The organism is Guptibacillus spartinae, assembly GCF_028610625.1.
GTDB lineage: Bacteria > Bacillota > Bacilli > Bacillales > Guptibacillaceae > Guptibacillus > Guptibacillus spartinae.
The window spans coordinates 21,253-37,736 of the sequence record NZ_JAQQWU010000005.1; the positions used below are offsets into that span (position 1 = coordinate 21,253).

12 protein-coding genes and 1 riboswitch are annotated in these 16,484 nt (G+C 41.3%); all 12 genes read right to left on the reverse strand.

Going from position 1 to position 16,484, the window contains the following annotated elements:
- Positions 1–168: 168 nt before the first annotated feature.
- Positions 169–1,548 (reverse strand): PTS ascorbate transporter subunit IIC, encoded by a 1,380-nt coding sequence (gene ulaA / locus PQ511_RS10480; protein WP_273851844.1) that lies wholly within the window; start codon positions 1,546–1,548, stop codon positions 169–171.
- A 5-nt stretch (positions 1,549–1,553) separates the two neighbouring features.
- Positions 1,554–1,829, reverse strand: a complete 276-nt coding sequence (locus tag PQ511_RS10485) for a PTS sugar transporter subunit IIB (RefSeq protein ID WP_273851845.1) — start codon at positions 1,827–1,829, stop codon at positions 1,554–1,556.
- 15 nt (positions 1,830–1,844) lie between these two features.
- Positions 1,845–2,294 (reverse strand): PTS sugar transporter subunit IIA, encoded by a 450-nt coding sequence (locus PQ511_RS10490; protein ID WP_273851846.1) that lies wholly within the window; start codon positions 2,292–2,294, stop codon positions 1,845–1,847.
- Positions 2,295–3,319: 1,025 nt separating this feature from the next.
- Positions 3,320–3,646 (reverse strand): hypothetical protein, encoded by a 327-nt coding sequence (locus tag PQ511_RS10495; RefSeq protein WP_273851847.1) that lies wholly within the window; start codon positions 3,644–3,646, stop codon positions 3,320–3,322.
- Between the two features lie 99 nt (positions 3,647–3,745).
- Positions 3,746–3,848: riboswitch (SAM riboswitch) on the reverse strand.
- A 97-nt stretch (positions 3,849–3,945) separates the two neighbouring features.
- On the reverse strand, positions 3,946–4,269 hold the full coding sequence (locus tag PQ511_RS10500; RefSeq protein ID WP_273851848.1) for a nucleoside triphosphate pyrophosphohydrolase: 324 nt from the start codon (positions 4,267–4,269) through the stop codon (positions 3,946–3,948).
- 82 nt (positions 4,270–4,351) lie between these two features.
- Entirely contained in the window at positions 4,352–6,862 is a 2,511-nt protein-coding gene (locus PQ511_RS10505) for a restriction endonuclease-like protein (RefSeq protein WP_273851849.1), read from the reverse strand.
- The gene (locus tag PQ511_RS10510) at positions 6,837–9,893 is read right to left on the reverse strand and encodes an McrB family protein (RefSeq protein ID WP_273851850.1); all 3,057 of its coding nucleotides are present in this window, start codon (positions 9,891–9,893) and stop codon (positions 6,837–6,839) included. The genes PQ511_RS10505 and PQ511_RS10510 overlap by 26 nt, the downstream gene beginning before the upstream one ends.
- 203 nt (positions 9,894–10,096) lie before the next feature.
- Entirely contained in the window at positions 10,097–10,840 is a 744-nt protein-coding gene (locus tag PQ511_RS10515; RefSeq protein WP_273851851.1) for a hypothetical protein, read from the reverse strand.
- A gap of 258 nt (positions 10,841–11,098) precedes the next feature.
- The gene (locus PQ511_RS10520; RefSeq protein ID WP_273851853.1) at positions 11,099–11,791 is read right to left on the reverse strand and encodes a DUF421 domain-containing protein; all 693 of its coding nucleotides are present in this window, start codon (positions 11,789–11,791) and stop codon (positions 11,099–11,101) included.
- 582 nt (positions 11,792–12,373) lie between these two features.
- Complete coding sequence (locus PQ511_RS10525) at positions 12,374–13,831, reverse strand: CoA-acylating methylmalonate-semialdehyde dehydrogenase (protein ID WP_273851854.1); 1,458 nt, start codon at positions 13,829–13,831, stop codon at positions 12,374–12,376.
- A gap of 30 nt (positions 13,832–13,861) precedes the next feature.
- Positions 13,862–15,217: a GntP family permease gene (locus tag PQ511_RS10530; RefSeq protein ID WP_273851855.1), complete on the reverse strand. Its 1,356-nt coding sequence runs from the start codon at positions 15,215–15,217 to the stop codon at positions 13,862–13,864.
- Between the two features lie 30 nt (positions 15,218–15,247).
- Positions 15,248–16,444, reverse strand: coding sequence for an iron-containing alcohol dehydrogenase (locus PQ511_RS10535; protein WP_273851856.1), 1,197 nt, complete (start codon positions 16,442–16,444; stop codon positions 15,248–15,250).
- Positions 16,445–16,484: the final 40 nt, after the last annotated feature.

Consider the following 16,484-nt stretch of genomic DNA (forward strand, 5'->3'; position numbering starts at 1 on the left):
ACGCCTTATCGCTTGCAGGCGGTTTCGCTCGCATCGCCGGCGCATCGCCGGGACGGTTCTGCTGATTCCATCTCATAACTAAAAAAGCATTCATTATCGGAATAATGAATGCTCCTTTTCACGTTGTATCGAAATATGAATCACGAGAACCGTCCCCGAGATTACCCGCTACGAAGCTTCAGGCTTATCGTCTACCTCGTTCTGCTCTTTCGAACGCTTGAACATGGATGCCCCTACAAAAATAGCAGCTAACAACACCCCAACGATCGCAAGGAACGCCGTTTTCGAGGAAAGAAGAGCAATCATGTTTCCAAGAACGATACCAACTACACCGAAGTCAGCATCTCCGAACGTGGTACCTTCAAATCCGAGTGTGCCAAGGACCGGAAGAAGAAGAGCTGGCAAGAAGCTAATAATCACGCCGTTTGCCATCGAGCCAAACACGGCTCCTCTTCGACCGCCGGCTGCATTTCCGAATACACCTGCGGCGGCTCCGGTGAAGAAGTGAGGCACAAGACCAGGAACAATGACTTTCAACCCTAAGAGCGGAAGAAGAAACATACTGAGAAGTCCAGCGATAAAGCTAAAGAAGAAACCAATAATAACTGCGTTGTTGGCGAATGGAAAAACGGCCGGAACATCAAGTGCTGGGATCGCATTCGGTATCACTTTATCTGCAATACCTTTGAAGGCAGGAACAATTTCAGATAGAAGCATTCTTACACCGGCTAAAATGATGTAGACACCAGCTGCGAACGTTAGCGCTTGCATAAAGGAGAATACAAGGAAATTCGTTCCGCCGCTTAGCTCGGATTCGATGAATGATGGTCCTGTAAATAGGGCCACGACGAAGAATAAAAGCGCCATCGTAAGCGAGACAGAGACAGATGTGTCACGAAGGAAGTTAAGGGTTTTCGGAACTTTAATTTCCTCTGTCGACTTAGAGTTCTTTCCTACCGCTTTCCCAACAGCTGCGGCGATTAAATAACCGAAGGAGCCAAAGTGGCCAATCGCAAAATCATCGCTGCCTGTAATTTTTCTTGTAAACGGCTGCAATAACGCAGGTAAGAGAACCATTAAAGACCCGAGAATAACCGAACCGGTAATAATCATTGTTGCGCCGCTAAAGCCGCCAGTTGAGAGAATAACGGCAATCAGACAAGCCATGAACATCGTATGATGACCTGTTAAGAAGATGTACTTAAAAGGGGTAATACGTGCGAGAACAATGTTTGCTACCATTCCGAAAAGCATGATCATTGCCGTTTCTGCACCGAATGCTTCCTGTGCTAACGCAACGATCGCTTCGTTATTCGGGATGATTCCTTGAATTTCAAAAGCATGATCGAACATACTACTGAAATTATCTAGGGAGCCGACAAGCACGCCAGCCCCTGCCCCCAGAATCACAAACCCCATGATCGTTTTTAATGTACCTGAAATGACATTGGCAACGTCCTTCTTTTGAAGAAGAAGACCGACAAGGGCAAATAGCCCTACAAGGATCGCCGGTGTCCCTAAAATATCTTTCATGATTAAATCGACCATCGTTTTTATTCTCCTTTCAGATTTGCTTCAAGCGCCGTTCTTAACTCGTTTTTATCCATCAAATTGTTGAGTTTAATGACATTTCGCTTGCCATCTTCAAGATTTTCAACGATCTCTGTTGAGCCTAAGTAGTAATCCGCATTTTCAGATTTACTCGTTGTAAGATCGGTATGGTCCACCTCAGCCTCAATATTAAGTTCTTTCAGAATACTTTTCACATTCATTTCCACCATAAAGCTGCTTCCTAGTCCGTTTCCACATACAACAAGAATTTTTTTCATTTTCATTCTCTCCTTTTAATTTGAGTATTTTGTAACAAGGTTAATAATTTCTTCTTTATTCGTTGCACCATAAATTGTAGCTAGATTCTCTTCCTCCGATAGGAGTTCTGAAAGCTGTGCAAGGGCTTCTAGATGCGTTTCTTGATCGGCTGCAGCAAGCACAATTAGCAATTTCACCTGGTGCTTTTCTTTCTCTGAAAAAGGAACGGCTTCATCTAACCGAAGTAAGCTCATGCCAACCTCATTCACGCCTGCTTCAGGTCGAGCATGAGGGATGGCGATTCCTGGAGCGATGACAACATATGGCCCTAACTCTTCAACACTTCTGATCATCGCATCGACGTAAGCCGGCGTGATCTGTTCATTCGTGAGGAGCGGTTTGGCCGCTGTTTTAATCGCCTCTTTCCAATCTGTTGCGTGTGAAGCAAATTGAATGGTTTCTTCATGAATTAAGTCTTTTAACATAAGCCGTTCAAACCTTTCTATTGATAAGCTAGATGATGATGTTTCGTGCCATGGTGATGGACAGAAGACAGGCCATTCATCGAACGTTCGCTTTAGTATAACCGCGCTGCTCAATCACATTCTCGACCGCAATGAACCCGGGTTGCTAACTCAAGTTTTCGTTATAAAGAATGGGTATCTTTCATCAAGTGACATGGAGATCTCCAACTTCCTTATTTTGCAAAATGATACGGATGAAACAAATCATGATTTGATAGTGCTAAGTATAGAGCGTGAAAACGCTAAATGAAAGGGTTTACAATGTGCAGTTTTTGTATTCAGTCAATTTGCAAAACTGAACAGATAAACACGCTATACAAAATTCGAATCACTGAAACTGCTTGAGAGTGATTAAAAAACTCACCTTGTCTTAGTTAAAATTGAAACAAAAAAAGAGACGTAAGAATTCCTTCTAAGTCTCGTTCGTTATATGAAAAAACCTATTTTCCTTTCTTTAGAAAACGCATTAATTGAAAACCATTACTTTTTAACTACTCTCGAACATCCTAGCGATTCTAGAATTCTTTAATCATCCTTTTTCAGCATAATAATAAATTGGCATAATTTCCTTATCTGAAAGGAGTGCCATTGATTGCTGACACGCTAGAAACATCCTTCATCATTACGCTAAATCCTACGTTTTCCGTCTCCTAATTGGGGCAATTTCATTGTTCATTTTGCTCCATTCTAATCGTTACCAATTACCTCTTCAGTAGGTGTATGCTTCCAATTTTGGTTCCATTCACCGTTTTCCTACTGTTTATTTTCAAAAATACTTTTCTCCATTTCGGTTCAAACTAATGAATAGCAGTATGATAAACATGCATTGATCATGGTATGAAAACAAATAACAAAATAGATTCCGCTAAGTTTTTTATTTATTGTAAGGCTCTAGTAGGTGTTAACGGGATATCTCAGCTTATCTTCACTTAAAACGGGAACAGACAGTGGCTACCCCTGGATCGAACGGGTTTTTCACTTCCTTATCAAAACATAACACTTTCAATATAATCCCCATTTCCTCTCACAATTTGAAGACCCTGTTTTTCTAATTCCAGCCACAGATACCGATCCAGCGCATAAGAGGATTTCTGTTGTAATGAAAGCAATGTTTTTTCCGCAAGCAACAGTTCATACGAGCGGTTTTCCTTTTTAACCACCACCTCATAGTCCACAAGTTTCATTACCAGCACTTCATATTCCTCATTCCACTCCTTCAGCTGACGTTCCATGACTTCTGCCACATGTACTAAAAAACTTTCCGCATTATAGCTTTTCGCCATAACGCTTCGTGCAAATCGATTAACGTTCACAAACTCATCCCCCTTATCGTTATAAACAAGGTATTCAACAAATGAACAAAAAAGGCTCCTTATCGCAAATGAATGCAACAAAGAGCTTCCGCTATCCGTACGTTATCATTCAAAGCCATGCTTTGCAGGTTGGAGCACCTTACCGCATGGCAGGTTGCTGTGAAGTCAGTGAGCCCGTACTCTCGTTCACTCGTGATAACCTTATTTAGTTGGTGTTAGTTTACTTTATCATTGGGGAACTGTCCAGTTTGAATGAAAGTCAGATAAAACTATCCCAGTGACTTTTCATTCGTACCGCTCTAATCCTCCACATCAATCAAATAAACTCGCTCATCAAACCCACCACGAATTTCTCTCTTCTCCCTACGCACTTCTTCCAATTCTTCAATGGAAGAATGATGCACCTCTACTAATGAATAGATCAACTCAAGCATATCCGCCAGTTCTTCAACTGCATGACTATCTTCCTGCGCTTCAAGATACTCCTGTAGTTCTTCTTTTAACTTTAGCTGCAATTCTTTTTTATACTCAGCTTCCTCTAGAAATTCGGTATTGCACTTATTACCATTTGCACGAATGATCTCTGGAATACGATCTCTCACTAGCTTGTGGTAGGTAGGCATTCCCTTCTCCCCCCTTTGAATTGTCAGTTAATTTAATCATAATATAAGACAATCTAAATTGGAAAGGAATTGCTAGATTATTCTACTTTAGAGATAGCAACTCAGAGATCTGCTTAAATACAGTAGAAGGATTTTGAGTTAACCATTTTAATTGAATTTCTCGAACTTCCTTTGAAGATTCAATTCTCAACGCATCTTTACTTTGGTCAATAGAAAGTCTAATGTCCTTCATCCTATATCCCTTAATACCTGTCGCCTTGTCTAAATGAGTACTATCTAACTCAGTTCTTACTTGATTAGAAAATCTTCTCAACATCCTCCATAGAGTTATTTCTTCCTTTGTTTTCATAAACAACTCTGGTAGTTCTCTCGACTGCTTTAGTAAATTAATGGTAGATAAAGCATAAACGGAAATGCCGTAACCAACGGGTCGAATAACATTATCGAGCATATTCCAAGCTCCCACTTCAAATCGAACATATTCATCCGAGCTATTTTTCGGAAGCTCATGAATTTCAGAACGCTTTAGGAACCTTATGTTAACGATTTTACCGTAGCAGGTAACACCGTTTGTCTTTGCTGCGCCCTTTTTAGGATATAGTGCAATATACCTTGCATCCTGCCAGCCTTTCTTTAACTGCTTGACTGGAATATGATAGAAGCGATTTTGAAGGTGCGCCTTATAGTTCTGTTCTCTAGGAACCATACCGATAAGCACTTTCTCCTCAAGAGAAGATTCCCACTCTTTAATCGATCCTTTAGGTAAGATCCCTTCTCGCTGGATCTCTTCTGGACTTTTTTCAATGAGATGCTCGATAAACTGTTCCACTAAACGAGTTGATTGAGGTAAAAATGGCAGTGCACCTATATTTACTTTGTTAATGCTTTTATAAAAATCGTGTTGTTCATACGTTTCTTCATCAAACCAAGGAAATAAGACATAAGCACCAAAAGCATACCGTTCATAAGGACCTTCTTCTTGAACAACAAGTGCATCACGATAACGATGCATGGTATTTATATCATCCTCAAGTGGTCCAGGCGTCTTATACTTCCCCTCGTAATAGCTTCCTTCCACGGCAAAATCAACTCGGTACTTCGCGTCAAAAATATAATGATAGTGATGATCGTTCCCTTTTTTCTCGATTTTAAGAACGGTATCGGGCATTTGAGTAACTGTAGGCAAATTTCCGTCCTTCATCTGAAATTCGAGAATAATCTTTTCATTAGTTAATGGATGTTTAAACTCTCGACGTGCTGACTTATCTTTTACAAGATTTACGAACAAACCATCGCGATCCACTTTAATAATATCCTGCTTAACTGGTATGTACTTTTTACTTAACATTTTTCCGAGCTTTAAGAAGGTCCAGTACTCGTAAAGAAGAGCGACATCTTTAACTGACATTTGATAAATCCTACCTTCCAGGGCTAACCCACGTGATAAAATCAAAAAGATTTTATAAGATTCTCGGTACCCTGGAGCCATTTGTAAGACTAAGCTCATAACCGAACGATCAAGCTCCCCGATTTCTCTCCAAAAAGCCGAGCGTAGCTTTCTTTCCAATTCCTTTTTCATCCCATCGATTTGTCCTAAAAGGTCTTGATCAACTTCCGCTTTTCTCCATCCAGGGTCAGCCACTTTCTTTCTTAATTCATCTAACTTGTTGATCAATCGATTCATCATCCACTTCACAAATCGGTTTTCATGGGTGTCATAAGAAAGCACTTTTTTCATACCTAATCCTTTTGAAGGCATATAGGATTTTCCTGCAATTTCAATGCCTTTTGGAACCTCCTGCAAAAGATGCGGCCTTTTTCTTAAATAACTCCTACCTCTAGAGTCAACTCGTCGTAGTTGATCGCCTCGAACATGCTCATGGATCGTTTTTAATTCATGATGTGGCTGTGTTTCAATCCGCTTAAGAGCATGAAGGAAATCTTGAAAATGGGCTTGAATTAAACGATAGAATTCAGCTAATGATGGCTTTTCCTCTACTTTAGAAACCGCTCCAACGTACGTCTTTTTCACAAAATGATAAGCAAGATTATAGATCTCGTCATTTACTTCCTTTAGAAGCCTATCATAATCTTCTTTATAATTTAGCTTTGAAGGAAATACCTCAATCGTTACTTCAAGTAGCTTCTTCTCCACATCGTAAATTTCAAATGTGGAATACCCTACTTCGTTTTGAAACTGAAGGTTCCCCATGAGAATTGGATCTCTCCCCGCCTTCACCATACTAACTGCACGTCTTAAGCGAGGATGTTCATGATGGAAACGGAGTGACTTTCCATGCTTCGAAAAAGCAACGAGCTGATAAACAACATTCTCAAAGAAAATAGGGGCATGGTCGTCCTTTTCGACAAGCTCTCCCTTCTGAACATCAAACACTTGTACAGACTGAAGGCTCTCTCCAGTTACCTCTAACTGCATTTTTTCATCTTGGAAATAAGATCTCTCGTGATACTGCATGAGGGTTTCGTAACGCTCATGATAAGGCTTCCCCTTTAAATAAAGGGTAAGTTCATCCGTTTCAACCACAACTAGTTCTACTTCTTCTTGATTAAGTCCAGAAGGAAGTAAAGCCATCGTCACGGAACCTCCTTATCATTTCAAGCAGTTTATGAGCAGATTTCGGATAGGCTGCCTGTTTTGCTGATTCCACTAGATTTTCAAGCTGATCATCAGAAACTCGCTTTCCTGAAGTAAATGTATAAAGATCTTCTAACACGCGTAATACCCTAGCATCACTTCCGGCGAGGCGAGGAAGAATTTTTTGCAGCAACTGATAATCAAATGCATGATTAAATGTCATTAAACCAGCCTGATCATTGTAAATACAATAAAAACAAACCTCATCACGCACACGATAGCCAACATGCGCACCGATTTGTTCGAGAATGCGATTCACTTCTACCAAGAGATCAGTTGCTCTATGTACTAGGTCTTGATTTCCTTCATACGCATCCTTTAAATGCAAAAACTCTCCACTTAACGTTTGATTTTGAATCTCTAGATTTTCTATCTCATCATCATTCTCTAAGAAAGCAAAATTATTTAAATTTACTCGATTGAACTCAATCGTGTTTGCACGATCTAATACCTTTTTACTGAAGGGATGCGTTGTTTCATCCATGTTAACTGTACCTATAAAATACAGGTTCTCTGGAATCCCCAGGTGTTCTCCAATCGTTTCTTCAGGCAAAATAGAGGACGTGACAAGCTCTCCGTTCTCCAAGCGTTTACTTTCCATAACACTGAGGATATCACTAAAGTAGTACTCAACACGTGCGAGGTTCATTTCATCTAGTAACACAAAATAAGGTTTGTTTCTATGAATAGATGCTTCTCGAATCACCCTAGTTAACGGACCTTCTTGAAATTCACCTTTAATATCAACATAGCCTAATAGATCTGATCCATCACTCCAGTCAGGTCGGACTGGAATTAGAGTGAATTGACTATTTTTTTCTGTCGCTCCTACACTTTCAGCAAACCATTGAACGATCTTAGTTTTACCTGTACCAGAGATTCCAGATAGAATGACGAATGGCTTCGTTTTTAATGATAGAAAAAGGTTTTCTACTTCTTCTTTTTCGTAGTAAAAGCCTTTACTGGCTATGTAGGAATCAATGTGAGAAACGAGTTCTGAATCAGTCATTTCTACTATTTCTCCCTTACCTTCAAAATACGAATGAACCTCTTCAGGAAAACGTTCTTTAAATCGATGAAATAGATTTGTAGCAAAGTCATCTGTTACATTGAAAAAATATCCCTGCTTCACGTTCCCATTACGATCAAACGGCCCCTCTTCTTCTATTCTCCACTTTTCTGGCACTTCTGCTTTTTCAATAGGAGGAGATAAATCGTAGTAATCTACCGAAGTATAATACCCTTCCTTCTCCCACATACCATTAGAGATCGTATCAGGTTGAGCTTGTGAAATTGTAGGCTCACGAACAATCGCTACTGTTTTTACCTCACCAGAAGAATAAGTGAATATTGGATCTTCTACCTTAGCTTCTAGCAAGTCAACATGGTGTTTAAGTGGCCTACCTTGTTTGTTTTGCTTTGGAGCCCATAGAAATCCGCCTTGCTTCTCGGAACGATGTGTTTGGCCTTGGTTAACCCACCAGTATTGGTGGTCACCGTGGTCTTCCCCTGTATCTAAACTTATCCAATAGAGAAACCAATCCAGTTCAATATAATCGTCAGCATCAACATCATTTTTAAGGTTAGAAAGCTGTTGATGGAAACTTTCTAAATCATGATGTTCATACCCTAGTTTGTTTAGTGCTTCCTTTGATCGAACATTGTATATACCAAACTCATCAGGATGAAAGACCATAACAAGTCCAGTTGCGCTATTTTCCCCGAACCCTTTCAAACTAGCAATTCTCTCTGCCTTTTCGATTGGCTGCATACCTTCATCATTCAGAAGTTGGACTGCGTCCCGTATAATACTTTCCTTTTCATTTACTGAAAGACTAGTTATACCTGAGCCAAACACTCTACTTCCAGATCCCCATATAGAGTTACCCAAATATTTTAAAGAGCCATTTTCCAGTTCACTTTCTAACTGATTTAAAATGGTGTGATTTCTTATAGATAAGGCTTCAAATATATCGACTTTCTCTCCATTTAAAACAGCGTGCCCTAAGTTCCATACTTCATTGTTGAAGGCATCATATGAAATGTGATTCTTACTATCTAACAATTTACGAAGTTGTTTTGCTCTTTCTTTCCTGAGTTTTATAATAACTGAGTGAAAAGTGTCTTGTCTTAACCTTTGAAATTCGTCTTTCTTATGTATGAAACTACTACTATCAATAACATTCCAATCAGAATTGATAAGGTTGACCTCCTCTAACCAGGATAGGATATTTCTTGTTCTGTACTTAGCTACTGATTCTTTCATTAGGTTTTCACCTTGTGAATTCCGAACGATGTGCATGCCTAACTCTACTAAAGAATCTAACTTCTCTTCTTTAGTGAATGAATTTGAGGATCTTAGAAGTTCAAGAATCAATTTAAAGTATCGATGCTTAAGTATTCCGTCCCTTATGAGGCTAACCTTGCTATTAGCTTGCTCATATTTCCTGAGCCTTTCTTCATTCATATTGAAGGAAGAGTCTAGAAATCCAAGGATTTTGAGACCTTGCCTTGCTCGTGACTTCAAACGTTTTTTACTATCTTCCGAGATTTGACTACTAATACGTTGAGGATTATATTTACCTGCAATAATTTCATCAAGAAAAATAACCACTTGATTAAATTGAGCTTCTGGTAGTTCCTCTGTAGTATATTCAATTAGACTCACAACTGATTTGTCATTATTCCGTTCTACTTTGATAAAGGGTAGCTGTGCTAATAATGAATGGAGAAAGGATGTTCTACCATACTTTTTTAAATCGTTACGAAAGATTTTTTTATGAGTTAAAAGATCAATGGTAGCTGATAGAATGATGTTTTTCGAAACTAACTTCCATTGTGAATTCTCTTCTTGAGTTTTGACCAATATTCCTTGGTTACCTGATGGCTTTAGGTAATTTGGTTTATTGTTTTCTAAAGTATAGATTTTTTTATGTTGTATATAGAGATTGTAAAGTAAATCAAACAAATTTCATCACCTCAACTCGCTTCTATTTCCACTTTGCAGAAACTCTCTCTTTTTTTAACTTTATCTTAAACTCCTCTGTTTTTTTAATCAACGTGATTACAAAAAGATAATCTCCAACATTTCCCTGCGCTTTTCTTTTACTATTATCCATAGTATTCCGGTTATTTTGTTGAAAATGGGAACCATAAAAACGAACCTATTACTTAGCCAAAATACCGTCGAATCGTTTCCTTCATTCCCTCTTTGTTCACTGCAAACTGCCGATGACGATGACCGTTTCCTCCCGAAGGATGTGGAAATCCGTTTATGATTGAGTTAGCTGAAATCAAGTTGATTTCAGCTAGATGCATCAGTACTTTCGTTACATTTACACCTAAAGGAACAATCAACGGATCGTTTAACTTCTCTAACTCGATTGGCAGATGGTTCAAGGCGTATCGATGCAGCACTTCCGTTTTTAATATGTTTGGGGTGGAGCCACTGAAGTTCTTTCCTTTATAGAATACTGGATAAGGGAGAACTGAAGTCGTTTGGACGAGATGACTGGCGGGACCAAACAGTTCACTTGAAGAGTCCAGATATAAATGAGTATGTAGTTCCAATTCATCTAACATAGTAATCAGGTTTTTTCTCATCGGACCTTCGAAACTGGAATGATTCTTCACTTTTTGTAAAAGCTCTTCATCTCCAATTTCTTCATTATCGTTATTCCAAACCGTTTCAAATGATTTCTTCATCTGATGAAGTCCAGGAGTAATTCCGACAATCACGATTTTTTCATGCTCATTCACATGTTCGAACGGAGCATAATATATTCCCAAGTTCTTATTCTCGTCTCGTTCAAGTAAGAAAGTTTCGGTCATTAGCTCTTCCTGATCAGTAGGATCTGTTAGAGCGTGAATTGATTCTTTGAAGTTAGTAAATTTTGAATAGCTAGCAATGGACATGATAAAACCTCCGATATTTTCTTCCCGCCCTCTATATTACTATTTTCTGGATATAACAAAAAGTTAAATAATGAAATACTTAACTAGCCAATGGAGATAACGCTTAGATAAATCCCACTCAATCATTACTATCAGAAAAATAGTCAACCATGAAAAACGTCTTGAAGCATCAAGGCGCTTTTCATGACCGATCGAAAACTGAACCGATGTCTTAAGGTTATAAAAATGATGGATGGACTGATTCAGCAAAAGCAGCGCCTAACGGACAAGTTGATCCTCCTTCAAATCCACATAGACCGTGCCGTCTTGTTGTACTTCTGCATAGAACACTTCAGAAGGAGAAGTAGCACCTGCTAGTAGCACTTGCTCAGCTAACCAATTCTGATCTCGATTCAACATCACAAGGTTCTTTACATTGACCACCCCATCAGAGATGACCTCCGTTGCGATCGGGAAAAGTTTTGGTTTACTCAAGACATTCATGTCGTTTCTCGTCACAGGCTGATGACGATCGGTTTTTAAAACAGATAGTTTTCCATTCATCTCAAATATAGCAATGTCGACCTCTGATAATTGAAAGACATTCTTTTCTCTTAGAAGCATTCGTAACGTATCGATATCCAAACTTGTTTTACGAAGAGAATGTTCCATGATCTTCCCTTCTCGAATAACGATGATCGGCTCCCCTGTGATCACCTTACGTGCACCTTTGAACTTAATATCGATAAATCCTAGCAATAGGGTGAAGAAAACCCATACTACGAGCATGATCACACCTTTTAGAATACTTAAATCTTGATTTACCGTGATATTCCCAGCGAGTGATCCGATTGCTACGGCAGATACCCAATTGAAGAACGTCAGTTGACTGATTTCTTTTCTTCCTGCGATTCTCGCTAGGAGAAATAGGACAAAGAACGTAATTGTTACCCGAAGTAATAATTCTGGCATGTCGTAAAACACCTTTCTCCCGTATGTTGTGGTTCGTCTACATGATGGATTGCTTGAAAAACAGTAACTTAACTTCTAATGTTTTCTATTTCTTTCATGAATATTCAGAGAGTGCCTGGCACCAAACGATTTTGATCGAACGTTGTCGATTGATCAATCGATACATGGGGACAAATGAAAAAAGCCCTCCTACTTATGGAGAACTTACTCGCATTTTTTCTTAGCAAGAATATATTTGGGTTATCTTCTTTTCTTTAATAACCGTTCAAAACCGTAAATGATCATGGAATAATCATGAACGAAAGAAAGTTGTAAACTGGCATAAAATTCGCTAATTTAAAGAGTTTTACTTTTAATAAAAATAAGCTAACTGAAAAGAAAACGGCCCATCAAATACTAACTTAGCGAGGAAGTAGCGTTTGAAATCACCGCTCGTCAAATAGAAAATCAATAATGATCCTACTAAGAATGGACCTGAGAGAAAACTTAATTCATTAAACACTTTGGTTTTGACATATAAAAGGTATAGAGAAGATTTTCCTTCTCTACACCTTTTCATTTCTCCATTTATTTTTCTCTATTCTACCACCTAGCCGTCAACATCTTCCTTCTCGTATAAAACTCCACGCCATCCGACCCATTCGCATGAAGATCGCCGTAGAAGGAGTTCTTCCACCCGGAGAATGGGAAGAAGGCCATTGGGGCTGGAACTCCGATATTCACACCGAGCATGCCGACTTCGATGTTTTCTCTGAAGTAGCGGACGTTGCTGCCGCTTTGGGTGAAGAGGCATGCGCCGTTTCCGAAGTCGGATTCATTCGTGAGCTCAATCGCTTCTTCTAGGCTTTTCACTCGTACAATCGATAGAACAGGAGCGAAGATTTCGTCCTTCCAGATTTGCATGGACGTGTTCACGTGATCAAAGATCGTTGGTCCAATGAAGTAGCCTTTGTCGTTGTAAGCTTCATCGTTGCGTCCGTCGCGGACGAGCGTGGCGCCTTCTTCCTGTCCTTTTTGAATGTAGCTTTCCGTTCTTTCTTTGTGTTCTTTGCGGATGACAGGTCCTAGGAACACATCCTCATCCAGTCCGTTTCCGATTTTAATTTCATCTGCTTTTTCGTTCAGCTTTTGAAGCAGTGGCTCGACGACATCGTCTACCGCGACAACGACCGAGCAGGCCATGCAGCGCTCTCCTGCTGATCCGTAGGAAGCGGCAATGATTTCTTTCACCGCTGCATCAAGATCCGCGTCTGCCATGACGATGGAATGGTTTTTCGCACCGGCTAGGGCTTGAACGCGTTTGCCGTTCGCTGCACCTGTTTTATACACGTATTCTGCGACAGGCTGTGAGCCGACAAAGGAAATCGCTGGCACGTCTTTGTGCTCCAATAGACCATTTACAACATCATGCGCACCGTGAACGATATTAAGGACGCCGTCTGGAAGACCCGCTTCTTTAAACAGTTCCGCTAATCGGTTTGCGAGTAGCGGCGTTCGTTCTGAAGGCTTAAGGACGAACGTATTGCCCATCGCGATGGCGAGCGGGAACATCCAGCATGGCACCATCATCGGAAAGTTAAACGGTGTAATGCCACCAACGACGCCGACGGGATAGCGGTACATGCCGGATTCTAGATTTGTCGCAATATCCGGGAGCTGTTTCCCCATCATTAAGGAAGGCGCACCGGCTGCGAACTCGACGCATTCAATCCCGCGCTGTACCTCGCCCTGCGCTTCTTTAAAGCTTTTTCCATTTTCCTGTGTAAGCAACCGCGCGAGCTCGTCCCAGTTATCAACAAGAAGCTGCTGGTACTTAAAAAGAATGCGCGCACGCTTTGGTACGGGGGTTTTGCTCCACGTTTTGAAGGTTGCCTTTGCAACTTTTACGGCTTCATCAAGATCTTCTCTCGATGAAATCGGTACCTGTGCGAGTTCTTCACCCGTTGCTGGGTTCGGTACAGATTGAAATTGATCCGTTTTTGCGTCTACCCATTCACCGTTAATGTAGTTTTGTAGCGTGTTTGTTGTTGTCGTTGCCATGATAAAGTCCCCTTCCTTTTTGTACACTTTTTAAAAAATCGAGTATAGAATGACTGCCAGGATCAAAGCGATTGTCGGCAGGATAACGCTAAGTAAAAAGATCGGTCCGTAAGAACGCTTATGGGTTTCACCGCAAATCGCACGGATTGTGGTCACCACATAGCCATTGTGTGGGAGCGAATCAAGTCCACCAGAAGCAAGGGCTGAAATACGGTGCATCGCGCCAGGATCTAAGTTCCCCATCCCTAAATAAATCGGGGATAAAATCGGGAGTGCGATTCCAAGACCACCGGACGCTGAGCCCGTTAGTCCACATATAAGCGTGACTGCAATTGCAAGTCCCATCAGTGGTGGACCCGGAATATTCACAAGTCCATCAACCACGGTTTGAAAAGCCCCGACCTGTGCCGCCACGCTACCAAAGCCAACTACGGCGCAAGTATTCGCAGCAGCAATTAACGCATCATGCGTGCCTTTCGCGAGCGGGTTCCAGAATTCCTGTAAGTATGGAAGCATGATTATACAGGCTAAAACAATACCGGAAGCAAGCGAAATAAGAGCGGCTCCAGTTGAGGAGATAAAATTGGATAGCGTATTTAATGATACGATGACCATGACGAGTGGCAAGATCGCTAAAATGACATTCGGCAAGTGGTTTTGCTCAGGCTCAGGCTCAGGCTCTGGCTCCACCTGCTTCAATTCGGCTGTTGCAGCGATTTCATTTGATGCTTTTGAAGTCTCGTTTGGTAATGAGAAAGTTTCCCCATTCCGCACCGCTTTTTTCACCATTTTTCCTAACAACCATCCACCGGTTAACATGATCAAGATGGCAATTAGAATGCCGATGAACCCGCCAGCCGTTGGTTTTGTCTCAAAGTACTCGGTTGGAATCAGGTTCTGGATTTCTGGTGATCCCGGAGCTGTCATCGTAAAGGAAATGGAGCCGAAGACGAGCGCTGCAGGGATAAAGCGATGTGGCAGGTTCGCTAACTTAAAAAGAGAGACGGCAATGGGGTAAACCGCGAAGCCGACAACGAACAAGCTAACGCCGCCGTAGGTCATGATGGCTGCTGCCGCAACGACCGCAAAGACGGAGCGAGAAGGACCGAGCGTATTCTTGATCCAATTCGCAATACTGTCTGCCGCTTTCGTTTCCTGCATCACTTTTCCAAAGATGGCGCCTAATAAGAATATGAGAAACCATGAAGCAAAGTAAGACGTGAATCCCGTCATGTAATAATCGGTTAACGCTGTTTCTAGATTTAGTCCTCCGGTAAGGGCAACGAGCACGGCGCAAAGAATCGCCGCTATGATGATGTTGATCCCTTTCATCGTTAAATAAATGAGGAGGCCTAACGATAAAATTAAGCCCAGCATGCCTAGCATGTTCTTCCCTCCTTGTACCCTCTAAGCTCGTTATTGAACCTTGTGCTCGCTACGAAATTGGTAATCATAGCAAGTGAGATAGAGTTCTTCTAATTCTGCTTGAGTAGGAACTCGAGGGTTATTACTAGGACTCCCACTGTCAAGCGCATCCGCCGCCATCTTAGGAACAGCTCGGTTAAAGGCCTCTTGCTCAATGCCCCACGATTTCAGATTGGGAATGTTTAACGTGCGACAAAGTTCTTGAACCGAAGCCACCGCTTGTTCAGCTGCTTCTTCATCAGTAAGAGTGGCACTGCTCGGTTGAAAAATGCGTCCGATATCGGCAAGGCGCTTCTGACATTCACTCTTGCTAAATTCAAGAACAGCAGGTAAGAGCATCGCGTTGGAATAGCCATGTGGCACATGGAACAGTGCCCCGATTGGTCGCGACATTCCGTGAACGAGACAAACGGATGCATTGGTAAACGACATGCCCGCTTGTAACGCCGCTAAGCTCATCGCTTCTCTCGCTTCAAGGTTGTCACCATTGAAGTAAGCGTTCTCAATATTTTGGGCAATGAGCTGAATCGCCGATAGCGCAAATGTATCCGACATCGGATGAGATCTCTTAGATAAGTACGATTCAATCGCATGACTCAGCGCATCAACGCCTGTTGCAGCCGTTACATGCTGTGGGGATGAGATTGATAATAATGGATCAACAATCGCGACAGTTGGCATGAAAGCTGGCTGCTTTACCATCATTTTTACATCATTGGATGTATTTGTAATGACCGTCACATCCGTTGCTTCCGAGCCTGTTCCTGCTGTTGTAGGGATTGCAATATGCGGAATTGGAGTATGCTCAGCGACTTTCTTGTTAAGGCGGTAATCGGCTAAGTCACCACCGTTTGTGGCAAGAACCACGATCGCTTTTGCTGTATCGATACAGCTTCCACCCCCAAGGGAGATCACGATATCAGACTGACTCTCTTTTAAAAGGGCTAACGATTCTGCCACATACTGATCAGTCGGTTCTGACTCAACTCCGGTATAAACCTCACTTTCAACCCCCTTTTCCTTCAAGTAATCCTGACATTCACTCACATAACCGAGACTAGACATCACCTGATCGCTTATAATGAGTGCTTTACTTCCATGAATGGAAGCTTCCACTCCGATTTGTTTAAATGACTCTCGACCATATAAAATCGTTTGCGGTGTTCGAAAAACGGCATAGGTTTCCACCTGGCTATCACTCCTTCCTTCTGACTTACTTATCTATAGA

What these genes read in the sequence shown, in the direction of transcription:
- PQ511_RS10485 (WP_273851845.1), bottom strand. Translation starts at nt 1,829, where the DNA reads ATGAAAAAAATTCTTGTTGTATGTGGAAACGGACTAGGAAGCAGCTTT.
- PQ511_RS10505 (WP_273851849.1), bottom strand. Translation starts at nt 6,862, where the DNA reads ATGGCTTTACTTCCTTCTGGACTTAATCAAGAAGAAGTAGAACTAGTT.
- PQ511_RS10525 (WP_273851854.1), bottom strand. Translation starts at nt 13,831, where the DNA reads ATGGCAACGACAACAACAAACACGCTACAAAACTACATTAACGGTGAA.
- PQ511_RS10530 (WP_273851855.1), bottom strand. Translation starts at nt 15,217, where the DNA reads ATGCTAGGCATGCTGGGCTTAATTTTATCGTTAGGCCTCCTCATTTAT.
- ulaA (WP_273851844.1), bottom strand. Translation starts at nt 1,548, where the DNA reads ATGGTCGATTTAATCATGAAAGATATTTTAGGGACACCGGCGATCCTT.
- PQ511_RS10515 (WP_273851851.1), bottom strand. Translation starts at nt 10,840, where the DNA reads ATGTCCATTGCTAGCTATTCAAAATTTACTAACTTCAAAGAATCAATT.
- PQ511_RS10520 (WP_273851853.1), bottom strand. Translation starts at nt 11,791, where the DNA reads ATGCCAGAATTATTACTTCGGGTAACAATTACGTTCTTTGTCCTATTT.
- PQ511_RS10490 (WP_273851846.1), bottom strand. Translation starts at nt 2,294, where the DNA reads ATGTTAAAAGACTTAATTCATGAAGAAACCATTCAATTTGCTTCACAC.
- PQ511_RS10500 (WP_273851848.1), bottom strand. Translation starts at nt 4,269, where the DNA reads ATGCCTACCTACCACAAGCTAGTGAGAGATCGTATTCCAGAGATCATT.